This is a genomic window from Maribacter taeanensis (assembly GCF_047345145.1).
Classification (GTDB): Bacteria; Bacteroidota; Bacteroidia; order Flavobacteriales; family Flavobacteriaceae; genus Maribacter_C.
Window position 1 is genome coordinate 606983 of the sequence record NZ_JBLFER010000001.1, and the last position, 19473, is coordinate 626455.

The 19473-nt window shown below is 36.0% G+C and carries 14 protein-coding genes; 3 read left to right on the forward strand and 11 right to left on the reverse strand.

What is annotated here, in order from left to right; translation table 11 throughout:
* Positions 1-4: 4 nt before the first annotated feature.
* On the forward strand, positions 5-610 hold the full coding sequence (locus ACKWCD_RS02605) for a hypothetical protein (RefSeq protein WP_413982368.1): 606 nt from the start codon (positions 5-7) through the stop codon (positions 608-610).
* A 75-nt stretch (positions 611-685) separates the two neighbouring features.
* Here ACKWCD_RS02605 and ACKWCD_RS02610 read toward each other — a convergent pair whose 3' ends face one another.
* The 3 genes from ACKWCD_RS02610 to ACKWCD_RS02620 are packed head-to-tail and all read right to left on the reverse strand — an operon-like array spanning position 686 to position 6197.
* Entirely contained in the window at positions 686-1147 is a 462-nt protein-coding gene (locus ACKWCD_RS02610; protein ID WP_413982369.1) for a hypothetical protein, read from the reverse strand.
* A 47-nt stretch (positions 1148-1194) separates the two neighbouring features.
* Positions 1195-1911, reverse strand: coding sequence for a hypothetical protein (locus ACKWCD_RS02615; protein WP_413982370.1), 717 nt, complete (start codon positions 1909-1911; stop codon positions 1195-1197).
* Positions 1908-6197, reverse strand: a complete 4290-nt coding sequence (locus ACKWCD_RS02620) for a thrombospondin type 3 repeat-containing protein (protein ID WP_413982371.1) — start codon at positions 6195-6197, stop codon at positions 1908-1910. Before ACKWCD_RS02620 ends, ACKWCD_RS02615 begins: the two co-directional genes overlap by 4 nt.
* A 176-nt stretch (positions 6198-6373) precedes the next feature.
* On the opposite strand from ACKWCD_RS02620, the gene ACKWCD_RS02625 reads away from it, so the two are divergent.
* Positions 6374-6994 (forward strand): L-threonylcarbamoyladenylate synthase, encoded by a 621-nt coding sequence (locus ACKWCD_RS02625; protein ID WP_413982372.1) that lies wholly within the window; start codon positions 6374-6376, stop codon positions 6992-6994.
* Positions 6995-7137: 143 nt separating this feature from the next.
* Here ACKWCD_RS02625 and ACKWCD_RS02630 read toward each other — a convergent pair whose 3' ends face one another.
* From ACKWCD_RS02630 to ACKWCD_RS02640, 3 genes are all read right to left on the reverse strand, one after another.
* Entirely contained in the window at positions 7138-7992 is an 855-nt protein-coding gene (locus ACKWCD_RS02630; protein ID WP_413982373.1) for an OmpA/MotB family protein, read from the reverse strand.
* Positions 7993-8106: 114 nt separating this feature from the next.
* Complete coding sequence (locus ACKWCD_RS02635; protein ID WP_413982374.1) at positions 8107-9096, reverse strand: glycosyltransferase family 2 protein; 990 nt, start codon at positions 9094-9096, stop codon at positions 8107-8109.
* Between the two features lie 12 nt (positions 9097-9108).
* Positions 9109-9555 (reverse strand): type I restriction enzyme HsdR N-terminal domain-containing protein, encoded by a 447-nt coding sequence (locus ACKWCD_RS02640; protein WP_413982375.1) that lies wholly within the window; start codon positions 9553-9555, stop codon positions 9109-9111.
* 26 nt (positions 9556-9581) lie between these two features.
* Between ACKWCD_RS02640 and holA the strand changes: the two genes are divergently transcribed.
* Positions 9582-10583 (forward strand): DNA polymerase III subunit delta, encoded by a 1002-nt coding sequence (gene holA / locus ACKWCD_RS02645; protein WP_413983005.1) that lies wholly within the window; start codon positions 9582-9584, stop codon positions 10581-10583.
* Position 10584: 1 nt separating this feature from the next.
* Here holA and ACKWCD_RS02650 read toward each other — a convergent pair whose 3' ends face one another.
* The 5 genes from ACKWCD_RS02650 to ACKWCD_RS02670 all read right to left on the reverse strand — a co-directional run bounded on the left by ACKWCD_RS02650 (position 10585) and on the right by ACKWCD_RS02670 (position 19450).
* On the reverse strand, positions 10585-10962 hold the full coding sequence (locus ACKWCD_RS02650) for a DoxX family protein (protein ID WP_413982376.1): 378 nt from the start codon (positions 10960-10962) through the stop codon (positions 10585-10587).
* Positions 10963-11004: 42 nt separating this feature from the next.
* A complete protein-coding gene (locus tag ACKWCD_RS02655) occupies positions 11005-13263 on the reverse strand; it encodes an aminotransferase class III-fold pyridoxal phosphate-dependent enzyme (protein ID WP_413982377.1) in 2259 nt (752 codons plus the stop codon).
* A 64-nt stretch (positions 13264-13327) separates the two neighbouring features.
* Complete coding sequence (locus ACKWCD_RS02660) at positions 13328-15739, reverse strand: alpha-ketoacid dehydrogenase subunit alpha/beta (protein WP_413982378.1); 2412 nt, start codon at positions 15737-15739, stop codon at positions 13328-13330.
* Between the two features lie 161 nt (positions 15740-15900).
* Positions 15901-18750 carry a gluzincin family metallopeptidase gene (locus tag ACKWCD_RS02665; RefSeq protein WP_413982379.1) on the reverse strand — a complete coding sequence of 950 codons (2850 nt, stop codon included), beginning with the start codon at positions 18748-18750 and terminating at the stop codon, positions 15901-15903.
* Between the two features lie 13 nt (positions 18751-18763).
* Complete coding sequence (locus ACKWCD_RS02670) at positions 18764-19450, reverse strand: LOG family protein (RefSeq protein WP_413982380.1); 687 nt, start codon at positions 19448-19450, stop codon at positions 18764-18766.
* Between the last annotated feature and the right edge of the window lie 23 nt (positions 19451-19473).

Below are 19473 nucleotides of genomic sequence, written 5' to 3' on the forward strand. Positions count from 1 at the left end.
TCTTATGATTATCTACGGAAGCAGAGCCACACATTTAAAATCAGATAAACTTCGCAATGCGACTTGTCCGAATTGCCAAACAAAAGGTTCATTGACCGCAAGCACCTACGGGCGTCATGCGCACATATTTTGGATTCCACTTTTTCCCATGGGAAAAGTTGGCGTCTTTGAATGTCAGCATTGTCATAAAGGATTTAAGAAGAAGGAATTGGGTGAGGATGGTAAAATGGATTACAAAAACTTCCTTAGTGATGTAAAAACCCCCTTATGGAAATATTCTGGATTAGGTGTCATAGCTCTCTTGATCTGCTGGGGATTCTACTCTAGTAAGCAAACTGAAGAAAGAGTAGCTGAGTTAGTTGAAAACCCAGCGATGTATGACATATATACTTTTAAAACGGATAGCAATAGCTATTCTACCTTCAAGGTAGTTGAAGTTTTTCAAGATAGCATGTATATTAATCAGAATGACTATGAAATTGACAAACTAAGCGCTATCTATAAAATTGATAAAGAGGAGAACTATCCCGACGATATATATGTCGTTACTACTCAAGAAATTAAAGATATGTACGCAGCAGGAGAAATTAAAGATATTGATCGAGATTAAAATATTGGACAACTTAAATCAAAGACCCCATAAAATTAATTTTATGGGGTCTTTATTTATGAATATTATTTTCTCTTAATTTTTAGGCATACTACGAAGGGCTTCAGGAGCCATTTCTTTAATCCCTGAGACTTTCACATAGTGAGTTTTACCATCATCGCTAGTATATTCTAAAACTGCTTCGGTTGGTTTAATATCAAACGCTTTTTGCATTTTTTTTCCTTCAGTTCTCAGTGTTTCCTCTGATTTAGCTCCGGTTTTATATGAAGATAGAACATAAGTTTCATTACCTTCAGTTTCAGTGGTGCAATCTAAAGCGCGTGCTCTAAAATATACTTTTTGAAAACTTACTTCTTTTAAGGTATCGGAAATTTCAATTTTCAGATTTGCCCCAGAACCACTTTCTTTTTTACCACCCAACCATTCTTGGACAGTACTTTTACCCAGTGTAAAAGGAATGTCATTAACCTCAAGTTTCTTTTGAGAAGAACAGCCAAACAAACTTGCGGCAAAAACAACTAATGCTATATTTTTCATTTTTTATTTTATTTAAGCGCATATTTCAAACATGAAATGTGAACTTATTAACTACTTACTTTGAATTCAAAAATTTCAGATTGAGAGGTGTTTCCTTGACTATCAGAGCTTATGACTCTCCAATAATATGTATTTCCAGCTAATACCGTAACCTCGAAAGTCTGGTCTGTTGTGGTTCCTACTGATATGTTCGGAATGGCCTCTGTACCAAAAAGCACTTCAAATTCTGTAATATCATCGTCGATGTCGCTTCCATTCCATTCAAGACTTAATGTACCAGTCGTATTTGTTACATCAGCTCCTCTTATTGGGCTGACAGCTTCAGCAGGAAAAGGAGCATAGTTTTCGATTCCTGGTCCTTGATTATAAAACTTAAATATTGAACTACTAGCTGTTACCGTTGTACCATTTGCACTTGAAGTAACAAACCACTCATAGGGTGATCCACGATCGATAGTAATAGATGCTTCCGTTCTGAAGACTTTAAAAAGTGTAGTTTCATTTGAAATTAGGTTGCGCAGATTTACTTCATATTCATCTGTGTCTTCAGAAGCATTCCAACGAAAAGTTACACTACTTCTTGCATCGTCAACAATAACGCCCTCATTACACTCGGTATTGTTTTCTGGAAAAATTAAAGTAGTAGCCTTTGGATCCGCCACAGGGTCTGGCATAGGTGTAGGTGGAGGGCCATCATCACCGCCCCCGCCGCATGACATCATTAATAATAGGGAAATTGCTGCTAGTTTATATAATACTTTCATTTTCTTATCATTTTATAAGTTAAGAGCGCACCATCCGCTTTAATGTTTATAATGTAAATTCCTTTTGAAAGAGAATCAACGTTTAATTTAACACTGCTGTTATCAACAGGAACTGACTTGTTAAATAATACCGTTCCATTTGTCGCAAACAAGGATAGTCGGACATCTGTACTTGTAATATTACCCAAATAGATGGTTAAATCACCTCCTTCAATCGGATTGGGATAAATAAGAAGCTCATTACTTAGAAAAATAGTTTCTTCATGCACACCTTGACAGGTTTTATCTGTACTGATCGAGATTTTATTTTCTACTTCAGAGAGCGTTAAGGTAATCTGACTTTGGCTTGTGGTAGTAAGTTTTCCGTTTAATGAGATAAAATAAGTGTCACCACCTGATAAGTCAAGTGTAACCTTACTCTCCAAGTCGCTCACTTTAGAACTTACTGATAATGATTCAGGTTCTGTTACGGTAAGGTCAAAACAATTTTCATAACCTGGCGCCTCATCTAAGGTGATACAAAGGCTATAATTACCCGCTGATAAATCATTGAAAGATGTCATTGCGGTAAAAGTATTCGTAGCTAAAATATCTCCTCCGCTAGATAGCGTCGCAGAATAATTGAGGCTTTCAAGCACCTCAATACTGATACTTCCATTATTACTTGAAATACAAGATTCTCCTGAAGTTTTAATTCTAAAGTTATTTACAGGTAATGAGAATACTTCACACCCTTCAACATCAACTGGAACTCCAGGCGGTGTATTCGGGCAGACATCAACTGCGTTTAAGATACCATCATTGTCAATATCATCATCACAAATATCGCCAATACCATCACCATCGAAATCTGCTTGATCAGCATTTGCAGTCAGAGGGCAGTTATCTTCTAAATCTAGCACACCGTCATTATCATCGTCAGTATCACATAAATCACCTAGGCCATCCATATCGTTATCAGATTGGTCTGCGTTGCTAACAAGTGAACAATTGTCATCAATATCTAATACACCATCATTGTCATCATCGTCGTCATCTATAGCACTAGTAACAACCAAATCATCTATGATTACTCCTTCTTGATTTACTGAGGGGTCTGATTGAAAAACAATTCGAAAAACGATGTTGGTTTCTGCTGTAAGATCAGTTTCTCCCATTCCCGCATTTATATTAAAATCATAACTGTATTCTGTTAAGGTGGCATCTGTACCAGTCCATTGTGCGCCAGGGCAATTTTGGCAGTCATTATCACTCCCAGAATTGGTATTTGTTCTATCACTATTATACCAGTTCGGTTGACTGTTTATATTACCTAGAACTTCCCAATTGGCTCCATTATCTTTTGAATATTCAACAAATACTATATCAAAATTGATTTCAAGGTCATAAGCCATGTTGAATTTCAAAGTGGGTGCTAAAATGTTTGATAGGTCATAACATCTACTTGTGATTACACCTCTTGTATTATCAGGATGATTCCCACCTAAAACCGTCCCAAGGACCTGAGTACCTGAACTTGCTTGATTAAGTAATGTCCCTGTTGGTACACCTCTTTCCCAAACGGAGCCATCAGAACCCTCGTTAAAGATAATAAGAGATTGATTATTATCATTTTCGAAAGTAAATGTCACATTTTCATCACTTGACTCGTTTAGAACAAAATTGGTGCTGGCTGTATTGTTATCTGTAAAAGTATCGTTGGCAATATTTGCCGTTGCATTTAATGTTATCGGGCCGATAGCATCCGTTATTGTTGGAAAAACAATTGATGTAGTATTCCCTGATGCCAGATTCCCTGTCCAAGTAAAAACTTCTGTTGCGGCATCGTTAAGTTCATAAGAAACCTCTATTTCAGTAATTGCATTTAGTCCCTTATTCTCAACTAAAAGTTCAGGTATGAAAGTGTTGCCAGAACAAAGTACTTCATTTGATTCAGGGGATAGGCTTAGTACTCTAATATCGTTATCTGGTAACTGTATTGGTACCGGAGATTGCCAAATACCTCTTCCATAGGTTGACGCAGTTATTAAGCCGTCATCAAGTGATATTTCTAAATCACTAACGCCCGTATTTGGAAAACCAGTAAAGTAATCTTCCCATTCTGTGAGCGTATCATCTATACGATAAACACCTAAGTTTGTACCTACATATAGAGGGTTAGTTGTATTTCTACCTTGATGCACAATTGTAAAAAATGCTTGATCAGTTGGTAAATTAGCTGTGATTTCATCCACCGTTACATCTGTGCCATCCATGGTTAACTTAAAAACACCTCTTAGATCTGGTTGCGTACGACGTGGGTCATCAACTTCGTTGGATGTGGTTACGTAAACAATATTACTATCAAAACTATTGGTAGCAATATCTGAGATGTTTGAGTCAAAGGTATTTAAGATGTTAAAAGAATCTCCACCATTAACACTGCGGTACAGTTTAGCGAAAACAGCCGCATAAATTATATCAGGATTATTTGGATCGATCTCTAGGTCTCTTAAATTAAAATTATCGCTACCGACACTTGAACTTTTTTCCCAAGCATTACCTACTAACTTGTATAAACCATCGAACCCTGCATAAACATCACCCTCACCACTAATTGCCAAGGGAGTTACCCAATTTCCTTGAATTGTATTACCGTTCGTATCTGTAGGTGCTCCAATTCCTCCTAATGTTTGACCAGAGTCGGTTGTTACATAAAGAACACCACCGAATTGTAAAAATCCGTAAATCAAATTATTGTTGTTGGGGTCAACTTCATAATCCATACCATCACCTCCAGTATATGCATTCCAATTCCCATTATTACGCAAAAAGCCTGCGTTGTCTTGAAGACCACCCGCCATTTTAGCTGCATCGTTCTTAGCGACCGATATCCTATAAAACTGACTTATAGCTGCTCCTGCTGTCTTGTCTGTAAAAGTAGTTCCATTATCATCTGAAATATAAATTCCTCCATCACTACCGCAGAATAATTTTCCGTTAAAGAATTTTAATGTGTGGATATCTGCATGTGTATAGGATGGTGAAGCATTATTCCACTGGTTCAATTGACTAAAATTATCTCCACCATTGGTACTTTTCCAAATGTTTAGACAGCCAATATAAACTTCATCAGAATTAGTAGGTGACACTTCAATAGCCAAATCAAACCAGGCTTGATTTGATTCAAAAATATCCACCGTATTAGCAGTTTTCACAAAACTCGCACCGCTATCAGTTGATTTATATAAACCTTGATAGGAAAATTCTTGTGAACCAACATTTGCACTTATGATGTAGACCAAGTTTGGATCAGCGGGGGATACACCCAAAGCTAATCTACCTGAGGTTGCCGGTAAATTTTCTGTTACCTGGGTGAAGTTTTCACCACCATCAACTGAAACATAGTATGACTGGCGGCCTACGGCGTAAATAGTTTGACTATCTCCTGGTTTTAACTTGAAATCTGTAATATTACCGTCTTGTTTAATAGTCCAAGTAGCCCCGCCATCTTCCGATTTTTGAAGCCCTAAATTGGTGCCAACCCAAATCGTATTTGAATTTGAAGGATCGACTACAATTTCATTCATTAATAAGTTGAAATCACCAGTAGCAGGGGTTAGACCAGTTGGATTCCATGATACACCGCCATCTGTAGATTTAAAGACTCCAATACTAAATGACTGTGAGGCATCATCATCTCCTGTTGAAATGTAAATTATATTTGAATTATTTGGATCAATCGCAATACCAGAAACTCCTATTTGAAGAAAGTTGTCAAATAAGTTGGTCCAAGAATCACCCGCATCTGTTGACTTCCACAATCCACCAGCAGGTGCACCAAGATACCAAGTATTGGCATTGTTAGGGTCTACTGCCACCGCATTTACCCGACCTTGACCAGGTAGACCAATTGCTAAAACATCATGTGAAAAAGGACCTATTGAAGTCCAATTACTAGTAGGGTTTACAGCTTTTCCTGCAAGGTCAATTTTATTTTTATAACTCTCCCAATATTGTTTTGAGCTAGGTATTTTTCCATCGGTACCAACAAGTTGTTCCCAATAGGTTTTCCATCGCATAAAAGGTTTGTAACCACTTCCTTTTTTATTCGGGTCATGGTTCTTCCAATACGCATCAAATGAAGCTGATATTTCATCAATTGTATACGATTCGGTATCGGAACTTTTAGAAGTAGTGGAGGATTGCTTATTTTCTAAGTCCTGCATCCAAGGGGCGTTCTGATTATACTGTCCTGATGCAATTCCAGTCACTAAAAAAATGAAAAGAAGGGTAATTTTTTTCATAGTTTCTCTTTTCAACAAAAAAAAGGTAAATATGTTAGGGATACAACTGATTCGTAGAATATTTGTTAAAAAGTAAACATTTTTACCTTATCTAGCTTAAACCCTATTAGTGTAGTATTTTTAGCCTGGAATGTTTACCATTTAATTTGGAAGTTTTATCTTAGATAGGATACTATATGGCTGAATTCATCAAAATATACGAAGAGAACCCAAATCCTAAGGAAATCAAAAAGGTTGTTGACACCTTAAGAAAGGGAGGTATAGTGATCTACCCAACGGATACGGTTTACGGTCTCGGTTGTGACATTACCAATACAAAGGCCCTAGAACGTATCGCAAGAATTAAAAACATTAAGCTGGCCAAAGCAAATTGGTCCTTTATTTGTGCCGATTTGAGTAACCTATCCGATTATGTTCGACAAATTGATACTGCTACTTTTAAAATTTTAAAAAGAGCTTTACCAGGACCTTATACTTTTGTTCTTCCAGGAAATAACAATCTTCCTAAGGTCTTTAAAAAGAAAAAAACAGTTGGTATTCGCGTACCTGACAATGCTATCGCGAGAGCCTTAGTTGAGGAGTTAGAAAATCCAATAGTATCTACTTCAATTCGTGATGAAGACGAATTACTTGAGTATACAACGGACCCAGATTTGATTTATGAAAAGTGGGAAAAACTTGTGGATGTTGTTATTGATGGTGGTTATGGTGACAACGTAGCTTCTACCGTTATTAATCTTTCTGGACATGAACCAGAAGTAATTCGAGAAGGTAAAGGAGATTTGGATATTTTTTAAGAGACAAGAGACAAGAGACAAGAGACAAGAGACAAAAAAATAACCAAAGTGTCTAATAAAAAAAGCCATTGCGATAAAGCAATGGCTTTTTTTTGATATTTCTAACGTCTAACGTCTAACGTCTAACGTCTAACGTCTAACGTCTAATTATTGATTGCAGGATCTTTCATTCCTTCTTCAATCATGCTATAGAACTGATCGATTTTTGGAAGAACAACAATTCTAGTTCTTCTATTTTTTGATTTTTCTGTCGTTGAGACAGGAACATATTCTGCTCTACCTGCTGCAGTCATACGTTTAGGGTCAACTCCGTAATCGTTTTGTAAAACTCTCACTACAGCAGTTGCTCGTTTTACACTTAAATCCCAGTTGTCTAAAATATTACCTTTTCTACCGTAAGGTACATCATCAGTATGACCTTCAACCATAAACTCAAAATCAGGCTTGTTGTTCACTACTTGAGCAACTTTTCCTAAAACCGTTTTTGCTTTACTGGTAATATTATAGCTTCCGCTGCTAAATAATAATTTATCAGAAATCGAAACGAACACAACACCTTTTTCAACACTAATTTCGATATCTTCATCATCAAGATTACCCAAAACGCCTTTCAAACTCTGCACCAAAGAAAGGTTAACAGAATCTCTACGTGTTATTGCATCGTTTAATTTACGAATAGTAAGATCTTTTTCTTGAAGACTTTCAAGAGACTTCTCTAAGTTCTCTGCACCTTTTGTGGTTAGGGTCGTAAGATTACCCATATTATTAATCAATTCTTGATTATTCGCCTTTAAAAACGCGTTTTGATCTTCTAAGGTTGACATTCTAGAAGTTGCAGTAGCTTTCTCCTCTAAACAAGTATTTAGTTTTACTGTCGCAGAGTTAAGCAAGTCTTGCGCTTCTTTAGCCTTCGCTTCCATTTCGGCAAATTTCTTTTGTGATACACAAGAAGATAATAGTAAGGTAACCCCCAACACGCCTAAAATCAGTTTTTTCATAATGATGTTACTTAAGTATTTATTAAAATGTTATTTGATTAAAAATCGTTTGATCTATTTCAAAATTATAGAAAATAGTATTACAATGCTTTTTTAGGCATAGTTAATGTTTCTCTAAACTTTGAAAACATTCTCTTGATGTACGAAGTGCGACCATACAATGGACTTCTTCGCATAGTAATTTAATATAAAATTAGCTTTTTCTCTTTTGCGATACATCTTTCCGAAATGCCTATAAAAGCTAAGATGAGCCTTGAGTATTGCAAAAAAATGACTGAATTTAAATTGAAAAACAAAACGTATAGCTGCTACCGCATCTAGAATTAATCTTAAGAAAATGATTATAGAGGCTTTTCGACGAGGAAGATTCTTCGTTATAGAAAAAAGGGAGTTCCTAAAATTTAGAAAAGTCTTTTTTGGATTCATGTTACTTAGGGTGGACCCTCCTAAGTGATACACTTTTGATAGTCCTATATAATAAGCCTTATGTCCAGCATTTTTTGCACGCCAGCACAAATCTACCTCTTCTTGATGTGCAAAGTAATCTTCATCAAACCCACCTAACTCATGAAAAACTTGACTTCTTATAAACATACATGCGCCCGTAGCCCAAAAAATTTCTTGAACATCATCATATTGACCCTCGTCTTTTTCTAAGGCTTGAAAAATTCGGCCTCGACAAAATGGATAGCCTAATTGATCAATAAAACCGCCAGCTGCACCGGCATATTCAAAATGATCTTTCTTTTTTAGATCTAATATTTTGGGCTGTAGAATTGAAACATTTGGTATTTCTAAAAATGCCTCCTTGATAGGTTCTAGCCAATTTGGAGTTACTTCAACATCAGAGTTAAGGAGACAGTAAATATCAGCTTCGATATATTTGAGGGCATCATTATATCCTTTCGCAAAACCTCCATTCTCTGAATTTTGTATGATTTTAATAGATGGATAATTTGCTTTTATAAACGCTACCGAATCATCTGAGGAATTATTATCAGCAACATAGATGTCCGCCTGACCAGAATATTCCACCACAGATGGAAGGTAACTTTCTAAAAGTCCCTTTCCATTCCAGTTTAATATGACGACAGCTATTCGCAAAACGATGGCAAATTAACGGTTAAAATCAGGAATATCCTTTAGAAAGGAATACTTTTCTTTTTCAAAATCCATTTTGCAATAAAAATGCTCCAATCCGTTCGTAACCATCAAAAAGTTTGCCTTTAGATTGAGATTATATTGCGCAATTTGATTAAAAGTAGTTTGACTAATTGAAATATCTGGTGCTTTACATTCTATCAGAATTTCTATGCTTCCGTCTGAGTTAAAAACTACGATATCATATCTCTTTTTCAATCCATTAATAGTCAATTGTTTTTCAACATTAATTAAGGAACTTGGATATTTTTTCTCTGAAATTAAATAATGAACAAGATGCTGACGCACCCATTCTTCAGGTTGCAAAACCACAAATTTTTTGCGAATGACATCGAAAATCTGGACTTTATTTTCGCTATTTTTGAATCGGAACTTATATGCTGGAAAATTCAGTTGAAGCATGCCACAAATTTGATGATTTTTTTTGGATGGATGAAGTAAAACAAATAGTTAAGGATATCAATGATGGCAACATCAAGCCTATATATCTCTTAACAGGTGAGGAACCTTACTATATTGATCGTATTTCAGAATTCATTGAACAAAATGTTTTGGCTGAAGAGGAGCGAGGCTTCAATCAGATGGTGCTTTATGGGAAAGATGTTACTGTTGAAGATATTATTGGTAATGCGAAACGATTCCCTATGATGGCCGAACGTCAAGTGGTTATTGTTAAAGAGGCCCAGCATTTAGCGCGTACAATTGATAAGTTGTCTTCATATGCTGAAAATCCTCAACCTTCCACGGTATTGGTACTTTGTTATAAGTATAGTAAGTTCGATAAGCGAAAAAAAGTATACAAGACGATAAAGAAAACAGGCCTTGTTTTTGAAAGTAAGAAGCTGTACGAGAATAAAGTAGCTGATTGGATACGAAAGGTGCTTCAAGGAAAAGGATATCGCATAACACCCAAAGCTTCTAGTTTATTGGTCGAATTCTTAGGAACTGATTTAAGCAAAATAAATAATGAATTAGAAAAATTGAAGTTGGTTCTTCCGAAGGAAAAAGAAATTACCCCTTTGGATATTGAGGAAAATATTGGAATCAGTAAAGACTACAACAATTTTGAATTAAAGAAAGCGATTGGGGAGCGTAATGTAGTAAAGGCTACGCGAATTCTAAATTACTTTGCTCAGAACCCAAAAGATAACCCCTTTGTAGTTACGGTCACTTTACTCAATACTTTTTTTACACAGCTATTAAAATATCATGGTATGAAGGACCATAACCCCAAAAGTGTAGCTAGTGTTTTGGGTATCAATCCTTATTTTGTAAATGAATATCAAGTTGCCGCAAGAAACTACCCAATGAAAAAGGTGAGTAGTATTGTATCTAGCTTACGCGAGCTTGATTTAAAAGGAAAAGGAGTAGGGTCAACCAATGTTTCTCAGGCAGATTTATTAAAAGAGCTATTGGTAAAGATTATATAACTTACTTTTTGTCAATACTATATTTTCCAGGTCCTAAAAGGATGATAGCAACAAACATAACCAGATATAAAAGGGCTTTTTCCTTTTTGCCAAATGGATCGGCGAGATGAACCACTCCAGCAGCTACCAACATTGTAATAGCAGGAAGTATTGCTGCCCAGCGTGTTTTAAATCCTACAATAATAAGGATTGGACAAACAAATTCTGCTAGAACTGCAAGAAATAGAGTAGGAGCCGCACCAATTCCAATTGGATCGCCAAATTCAAAATTTCCACTTATTAATTTCTGAAATTTAGGAAAACCATGGGATAACATAAATGCTGAGGCACCTATACGCAATAGGGCTAGAGCAATATCATTTTTTAGTGTTGCATTCATTAAGAAATAGGTTTAAGTTTCTATAAAAGTAGTATTATAATTTTATCTGCTCAAAAAATGTTGTAGCTGAAGCTCTAGGTGATATATCAAATGATCGGTATTTGAGCGATTAAATGTTAGTGGAGGCTTTATTTTTAAAACACTATCAAATGGGCCATCGGTACTTATTAAAATATGATTTTCTCTAAGAGCATTTTTTAAATCTGAAGCAAGCTGAGTATTTGGGTGTCCTTTTTTATCAAAAATTTCAACTCCTATGAAAAGTCCGCTTCCTCTAACATCTGCCAATTCTGGATATTTCGATTGTAAGCTTTTTAGTTGGTCAATGAGATAGTCTCCAACCTCTTTAGCGTGTCGTTGCAATTCTTCTTTTTCGATAACTTCTAAAACTGCTTGTCCGATAGTACATGAAATGGGATTACCACCGAATGAGCTAAAAAATTCTAAACCGTTATCAAAATTCTCTGCGATTTCAGTAGTTGTTACGACAGCTCCTATCGGATGTCCGTTCCCCATAGGTTTACCTAATATTACCATATCAGGTACTACGTCATACATTTCGTATCCCCAGAAGAAGTCGCCAAGGCGTCCGAAACCCACTTGAACTTCGTCGCTAATGCAAACCCCACCTTGAGCTCTTATTTCTTGGTATACCTGTTTTAAATAGCCTTTTGCCAATGGCACTTGTCCACCACAACCGACAATGGGTTCTGCTATAAAAGCAGCTATTTCACCTTTCGCGTCAGTAATTTGATTTTTGGTTTGATTTGCAAAAAAATCACCTGCTTCAGAAGGGTCTTCGTAACCTGAACCAAAGACTTTGGGCATTGGTGTCTCAATAATATAATCTTTTCTGCCAGAGCCACCTTCATGATTATATTTATAATGACTGATATCAATTCCCATTCGAGTATTGCCATGGTAGCCATGTTCTAACACCATTACTTTTTGTTTCTTGGCGTGAGTTGTAGCCATACGAACGGCTAAATCACTTGCAGCACTACCAGAGTTTACAAAAAATATTTTGTTTAAATTTTTAGGAAATTTCGCAAGTAACTTTTCACTATACGATAGAAGTTCTTCATACAAATATCTAGTATTTGTGTTCAGCTTGGCCATCGTTTTTTGACCGGCCCTTACTACTTTGGGGTGGCAATGACCAGCAAGCATGATATTATTATAGGCATCTAAAAAGGTATTTCCGTCAGTATCATACATATATTGAAATGCAGATCGGTGCATTTGTATCGGATTGCCATAGCTTAACGAAAGTGCATCACTAAAATTCGACTGTCTTCTAATTGCTTGTTCTGTATTTGTCTTTTTTTGTGAGTTGGGATAACCAGCAGCTTTTCTAAAAGCATTCTTTGCTCTTAACGGATTTATAGTAATCCATTTATAGAGCAAGTCCCATGCAGGTTTCTCACTTATTGTTATATACTCTGAATCTGGTTTTAAGGTTTTGGTATATGCTGAATTACAAACACTAGTGCATAAACGAGCAGCTACCAAATAGTAAAGTATGTCAAGTTCATTTTCTTCTAACGGCAATATCGAATGATACCCCTGAATTAAATGTGATGCAATTTCTAAGGGCTCCTCTTTGTTCATCATCACATAGGTAATAGCTATAGCCACTTCATTAATCAGCCATGAATGGCACATATCGCCAAAATCAATAATTCCGGATACTTCACCATTCTGTGTAAGTACGTTCCAATCGTTACCGTCATTGTGAATAATTCCCTTTCGGAGTTCATATTCAACAGGAAGTACTTGTTCATCAAACTGCAAAAAGAAATAATCTACCAAGCTTCTCGCTTTTGAGTCTGGAATGTATTTAAGATACTTGTAATTCGACCTAAAGTGTTTCAAATCCCATTGGGTTTCTTTTCCGCTAATAGCAGGGTCATATTCCGTATGGATTTGTTTATCCATTTTTGCAAGAAATATCCCAAAGGAATGAAGTAGACCCGGAGTATGAGGAACATCTCCTAAAAAATCACCCTTAACAAAAGAAAGTAGTCTGAATATTTGTTTTTCTAAAACAACAACGGTCTCATTTTTTAAAGATGAAACTGCCATCGGAAAATCATAGTCTTTTAGAATTTTAAGGTTTTCAAGAAGCTTATTTTCAGCTTGCAGTAATTCTAAAGTTTCTTCAGAATGCAAATTTTGTTTTAGTACGAAAAGCCCTTTCTCATTTTGGATTTTATAGTTGGTACTATCATAACCTTCTAAAGAAGTAACTGCTGCACTAGTTATTCCATAATGCGTTCGTAAAATAGAGTGAATGTTCATTCATATAGATTGAAGGCTAAATTTAGCATAAATCATTCTATATCATGGCAATCAATATGAAATGCTACCGCAATTGAGGGTAATCTTCTGGATTTGCTTCATGGATAATACCATATACTTTTTCAAAGATATCTTCTGCATTTGGTTTAGAAAAGTAATCTCCATCAGTTCCGTATGCAGGTCTATGCGCTTTTGCGGTTAGGGTTTGGGGCGCACTGTCTAAGAATTTATAGGCACCTTGTTTTTCAACAATCTCATTCAACAGATAGGCGGAACACCCCCCTGGAACATCCTCATCAATCACTAGCAAGCGATTGGTTTTCTGAACACTTTTAACGACATCGTGCTCAATGTCAAAAGGAAGCAAAGACTGTGCATCAATAATCTCAGCATCAATACCTACTTCTTTTAGTTCTTTGGCTGCCTGTTCAACAATTCTTAGGGTTGAACCATATGATACTAAGGTTATATCTTTACCATATTTAATTGTTTCCACAATACCTATAGGTGTACAAAAATCACCAAGATTATTGGGCATTTTCTCCTTCAAGCGATAACCGTTCAAACTTTCTATTACTAAAGCAGGCTCATCACTTTTCATTAGCGTATTATAAAAACCTGCTGCTTGCGTCATGTTGCGAGGTGAAAGAATATAAATTCCCCTAAGTGTATGAATCAACCCCCCCATTGGTGATCCTGAGTGCCAAATGCCTTCTAAGCGATGACCTCTAGTTCGAATAATCAGCGGCGCTTTTTGTTTTCCAACGGTGCGATATCGAATAGTTGCGACATCATCTGTTAGGGTAGGCATCGCGTAAAAAATATAATCTAAATATTGTATTTCAGCAATTGGGCGCAATCCCCTAAGTGCCATTCCAAGCCCCTGACCAATAATGGTAGATTCTCTGATACCAGTATCGGCAACGCGTAGTTTGCCATATTTATCTTGCAAACCTTCAAGCCCTTGATTTACATCTCCAATGGTGCCTGTATCTTCACCAAAGATCGAAATTTCAGGATATTTTTCTAAAAGTCTATCAAAATTTTCACGAAGAATTACACGACCATCTACTTCTTCTGTATTGGTATCATATTCAGGAACAATTTGGGCAATGTTGGTTGCTTTATTAGCATTTTCACTATATAAATGGTCACTATAATTCGGTTGCTCTTTTCGAAGAAATTGATTCGTCCAATCGAGAAGTGCCTCTTTTTCAGCAGTGCTTTCTCCTAATAGATAGCGCAAAGCTTTCCTTGCTGTAGTCGCCAAATCCTTCTTAATAGGTTCTTCGATGGCAATTAAATCGTTTTTAAGCTTCGTTATAAACGCTTTGTTTTGACTCTTGTTAGCAGCATTTTCTAATAACTGTAGTAGCACTTTTTTTTGCTCAAGATGTGTTGCTAAATATTCGGCCCAGGCTTCTTTTTTTGCTGTTCGTACAGATTTTTTTAGCGTTAACTCGATTGCATTTAGCTCTTCTTCAGTAGCAATGCCTGACTCGATGATCCATTCTTTGAACCGCTTATTACAGTCATTTTCACGTTCCCAATCTAATCGTTCTTCACTTTTATATCTTTCATGAGAACCAGAGGTGGAATGACCTTGTGGCTGAGTAAGTTCTTGGACATGAATAATTACTGGAACATGCTCATCTCGTGCTATGTCAGATGCGTTCTCATAAGCATGCATCAAGGCTGTATAGTCCCAACCCTTTACCTTTAAAATTTCATAACCTTTGTGATCTTTATCACGTTGAAAGCCTTTCAAAGCCTCAGAAATACTTTCTTTGGTAGTGTGGTATTTTTGTGGCACGGAAATTCCATAGTCGTCATCCCATATACTAACCACCATTGGCACCTGTAAAACACCACCTGCATTTATGGTCTCAAAGAATAACCCTTCACTTGTACTAGCATTACCTATAGTACCCCAGGCCACTTCATTTCCATTTTTAGAAAAGTTTGTGGCATCAATATCTTTTAGATTTCGATACATTTTAGATGCTTGAGCTAAACCAAGTAATCGGGGCATTTGTCCAGCAGTAGAAGAAACATCGGGAGCGGTATTTTTTTGCTGTGTCAAATCTTTCCAAGAACCATCTTCATTGAGACTAAAAGTCAAATAATGACCAATCATTTGACGTCCGGCACTCATAGGTTCTTTTTCTATATCGGTTGTCGCATATAAAGCATGGAATAGCGCTTTGGGTGTCAATAAACCTAAAGCCATCATAAAAGTTTGGTCACGATAATAACCACTTCTAAAATCACCATTTTTAAAAGCGCGAGCCATGGCTAGCTGCGGCAATTCTTTACCATCACTAAAGATTCCGAATTTGGCCTTCCCGGTTAGCACTTCTTTTCGTCCCATTAAGCTACAAATACGACTTAAGACAGCAGTTTCATAATCCTTTAGAATTTGTGTTCTGAAATCGTCAAAAGAAATATCGTTACTTGTTTTTGGAGAGATATCCATATATGCTTAAAGGTTTTTGCAAAAGTACTTAATGACTTCGATTAATGCAATGCTAGCAGACTTCTTTTTATTAAATATTTCCTAAACAAAAGGGTGAAATTCTGTTTTTTTGTTACAGTAATAACAAAAAAGGAGCTTAATATTGAGAATATGCTAAAAAATTAAAACCACTTTCGAGTAAATAAACCGGTAAGTGTTTTAATATCTACAGTAACAATGAACCGAATTTTTTCGCCATAGTCAGGTTGTGCGACCTCCCAACCATTATTAGAGTATAGTGGCAAATACAATTCAAAATAATCCGTGACAAGATTTAAGCGAACACCCGAATCATAGACAAATTTTTGTTTGATCCCTTTATTTTTCACCAATCCAATATCTCCATATAATTCAATCCACCTCCAAAGATTTACGCTGGAGTTTGCAGTTATAAGCCAATCATTAGAAAAGCGAAATTGATCATCTAATATTGATTTAAATCCACCTTCGGCTATTACCAATTGCTGACTATAAATTCCGGAATCTTCCGACTGACCTAAATAACTATAATCAAAAAGGTAATTGGTGGGCCGGTCAAGAGCAAAGCTGAAGAACTCAGAGTTTGTATTATTCCAAAGAAATTTCCCAGCATATAACCTCAGATTAACCTGTCTATTATTGTCGAATAGTTTACGATACTCAATCTCTGCCGATATTTTAGTGAAGTTATTAGCCTGTTGAAAGTCAAGAAACCATGATTTATAGTTTAATATGTGGTTGTCTAAATATCTATATCTGACATTGAAAACACTATAATCTGGATTTTCAGGATCATTTCTAAGGTCTGTTAAATTCTTATCAATATCTCTAAAGATATTTAGATAGCGGAATGATAAAAACTGTTTTTTGTTAGAAATTAGATCGTCAGGCCGCCAACCAAAAGTTATCGATGGTGTTAGGGTAGAAAATCTTGAATTGACGTTAAAATGCTTGCTAGAACCGCTTATACGGTAGTTTGCAAAGTACAATCCAGTTTTGCTTAAGTATTTTCTATAGTTTAAACTACCACCGCCAACAAAAGATTTTTCTCTAAAAGAGTATGAAGGAGAAACATCAAATTGAAATGGTCTTTCTAAAAGTGTTTTATTATGTAACCTCATACCTGGGTACCATCCATCGTAGATATTGAAATCTAACACCGGGGTGTAAAAAATTTGATTTAAGAATGGATTTTCAGAATCTTTAAGAAAGGTTAGTTTGAGTTTTTTATTGCCTGAAAGGAACCCGCCTAACGATTTCCAATTATCACGTTGGTTAAATTCAGGTATTTTTTTGTCGTAGTTCAAAACAAGTCTTTCTTCTTCGTTTCTGGGAATAGTTACCGTTCTTTCTTTTTCAATATTTGAAAACCAATATTTCGAAACCACCGAATCATTTTTTAGTCCGAACATCGAAATAGGGACAACTGTACCTTCTTTATTTTTTAGCGTAATTTTGAGGGAGTCTTTCGTCTTTTTAACCTTTTTGATTTTGTAATCAATAATACGATCTGAGTAGACATAGTTATTAAAAAACCAATCAATATCTTGATCTGCAGAACGCTTGAGTATGGATTCGAAATCTAAAACCCGTACTCGATTTAACTGATAATACTGGTAAAAGGTCTTTATGCTCTTGTCAACTTTTTCCTTACCTATGTAACTGGCTAGATAAGACAAGCCAAGGCCAGCGTTGTATTTATTGCCTGCCTTCTGATTGGCGACAATCAACGAGTCGTTTGGTGTGATTAATGGCTGGTTTAAATTTTTACGGGCTAATCCGAGATAGACAAAAGGGTATTGTTCATTAAACCCCATTTTTGCCAAATTAAAACTGCGAATACCCCAAATGCGAGAGAGTTTACCCAATAACTTTTGATCAGGATAGAATTCTTCAACGTAAGCAATCATTAAGTAATTAGCTATGGCATCGCCCAACCATTGTTCTTTCCGCGGATCTAAATACATAGTCTCCTCAAGAATATTAATCAAAGCAGTTTTTAAAATTTTCATTTCATATTGAAACCGCTCGTCATAAGGTCGAATAAATTTTGGTAATTGATTGATTCCATAAAGGGGACTCTTATTATAATCAATTTTACTTATTAATAATTTGGCATGAGGATATCGACCTAAATTGTCATAAATGAATTTTGTCACCCTGTCAATCGCCAAGCTGGGTAAAATAGGGTCTTTGCTACTTGGATTTAGGTCGGTCTGAACTGTCATGTAGTCTGTGACATGAGTAATAAAACCATTAATTGGAGATAGAATTAGTTTACAATTTTTTTGTTGATTTCCTTCCAATTGAGCCTGGCGACCTCCCGGAAACCGGGTATTTCCTAGAACTAGATAGTTCGTGGCTAAGAACAGTTCTTCAGGATATATTAAGTTTACATTAGTGGTAGTTGCATCGGTATATAAATCTTCTAAATTTTTATTGGAATAAAGATGCCACTTACCATCAAAAACGGCAGGTGTGAGATACCAATCTTTTAAATAATATTCATTCCGATTGTTGTAACCGTATGGCGTATATTTTGTAGGAGGCAGTTTTACCGAATATGTCAGAAACAGTTTTGCTTCTTGATTAGGATATAAGGGCTTATTGAGCTTTATCTTAATAATATCTTTACCTGAAGTGCGCTCCCAAACTAAACCTCTATAATCGTCATCAACGGCACTGTTAATATCGGTAAAACCACGTTCTTCATCCTTTGCTAGATGCAGGCTTTTTTTAAACTGTTCGGCAAAACTCTTGGCGAGTGCTGTGTTTTTATCTGAGTAAGCATGAGCCCAATCGTTGAAATACAATTGTTCTAAGGTCTCTTTTGAAGTATTTTTATAAATGAATTCTTGCTGAATTTGAAGCGTTTTAGTTTCACCATCAAGTTTAACGTTTAGCGTGTTAGTATGCTGTGATGATGCCCATTTAGGCAGCAAAGTTAGCAGTAGAATACCACAGGCAATATGTTTTCTAGATAATGGCTTCAAAAAGCGGAGTGATTTAGAAATTAGGACTCAATAAACGCCCTTTGTAAAAGGCGTCAATAATTTCAACAACTTCTTCTTCAGTATCAACTAAATGAATAAGATCTAAGTCTTCTGGGCTAATGGTTCCAGCTTCTAGCATAGTATTTTTTATCCAATCAAGAAGTCCTTTCCAATACGCTGTTCCAACTAAAATTATTGGGAATTTTTCAATTTTGTTGGTTTGAATAAGAGTGATTGCTTCAAAGAGCTCATCTAGCGTTCCAAATCCGCCAGGCATAACAACAAAACCTTGTGAATACTTGACGAACATGACTTTTCGAACGAAGAAATAATCAAAATCTAAGCTTTTATCACTATCAATATATGGATTATCATGTTGTTCGAAAGGTAAATCTATATTTAGACCAACGGAAGTACCTCCAGCCAAATTTGCACCTCTATTACCTGCTTCCATAATTCCAGGTCCACCGCCTGTGATAACACCATAGCCTGCTTCCGCAATACTTTTGGCAACACTAGTTGCCAATTTATAGTACTTTTCGTGTTCCTTAGTCCGTGCAGATCCAAAAATAGAAACGCAGGGGCCAATTTGACTCATTCGTTCAAAACCATTTACGAACTCACCCATGATTTTGAACAATGCCCAAGAATCATTTGTTTTAATTTCATTCCAACCTTTGTGATGTTGCTCTTTTCTCATAAGTAGCTATTTTATCTTCAACC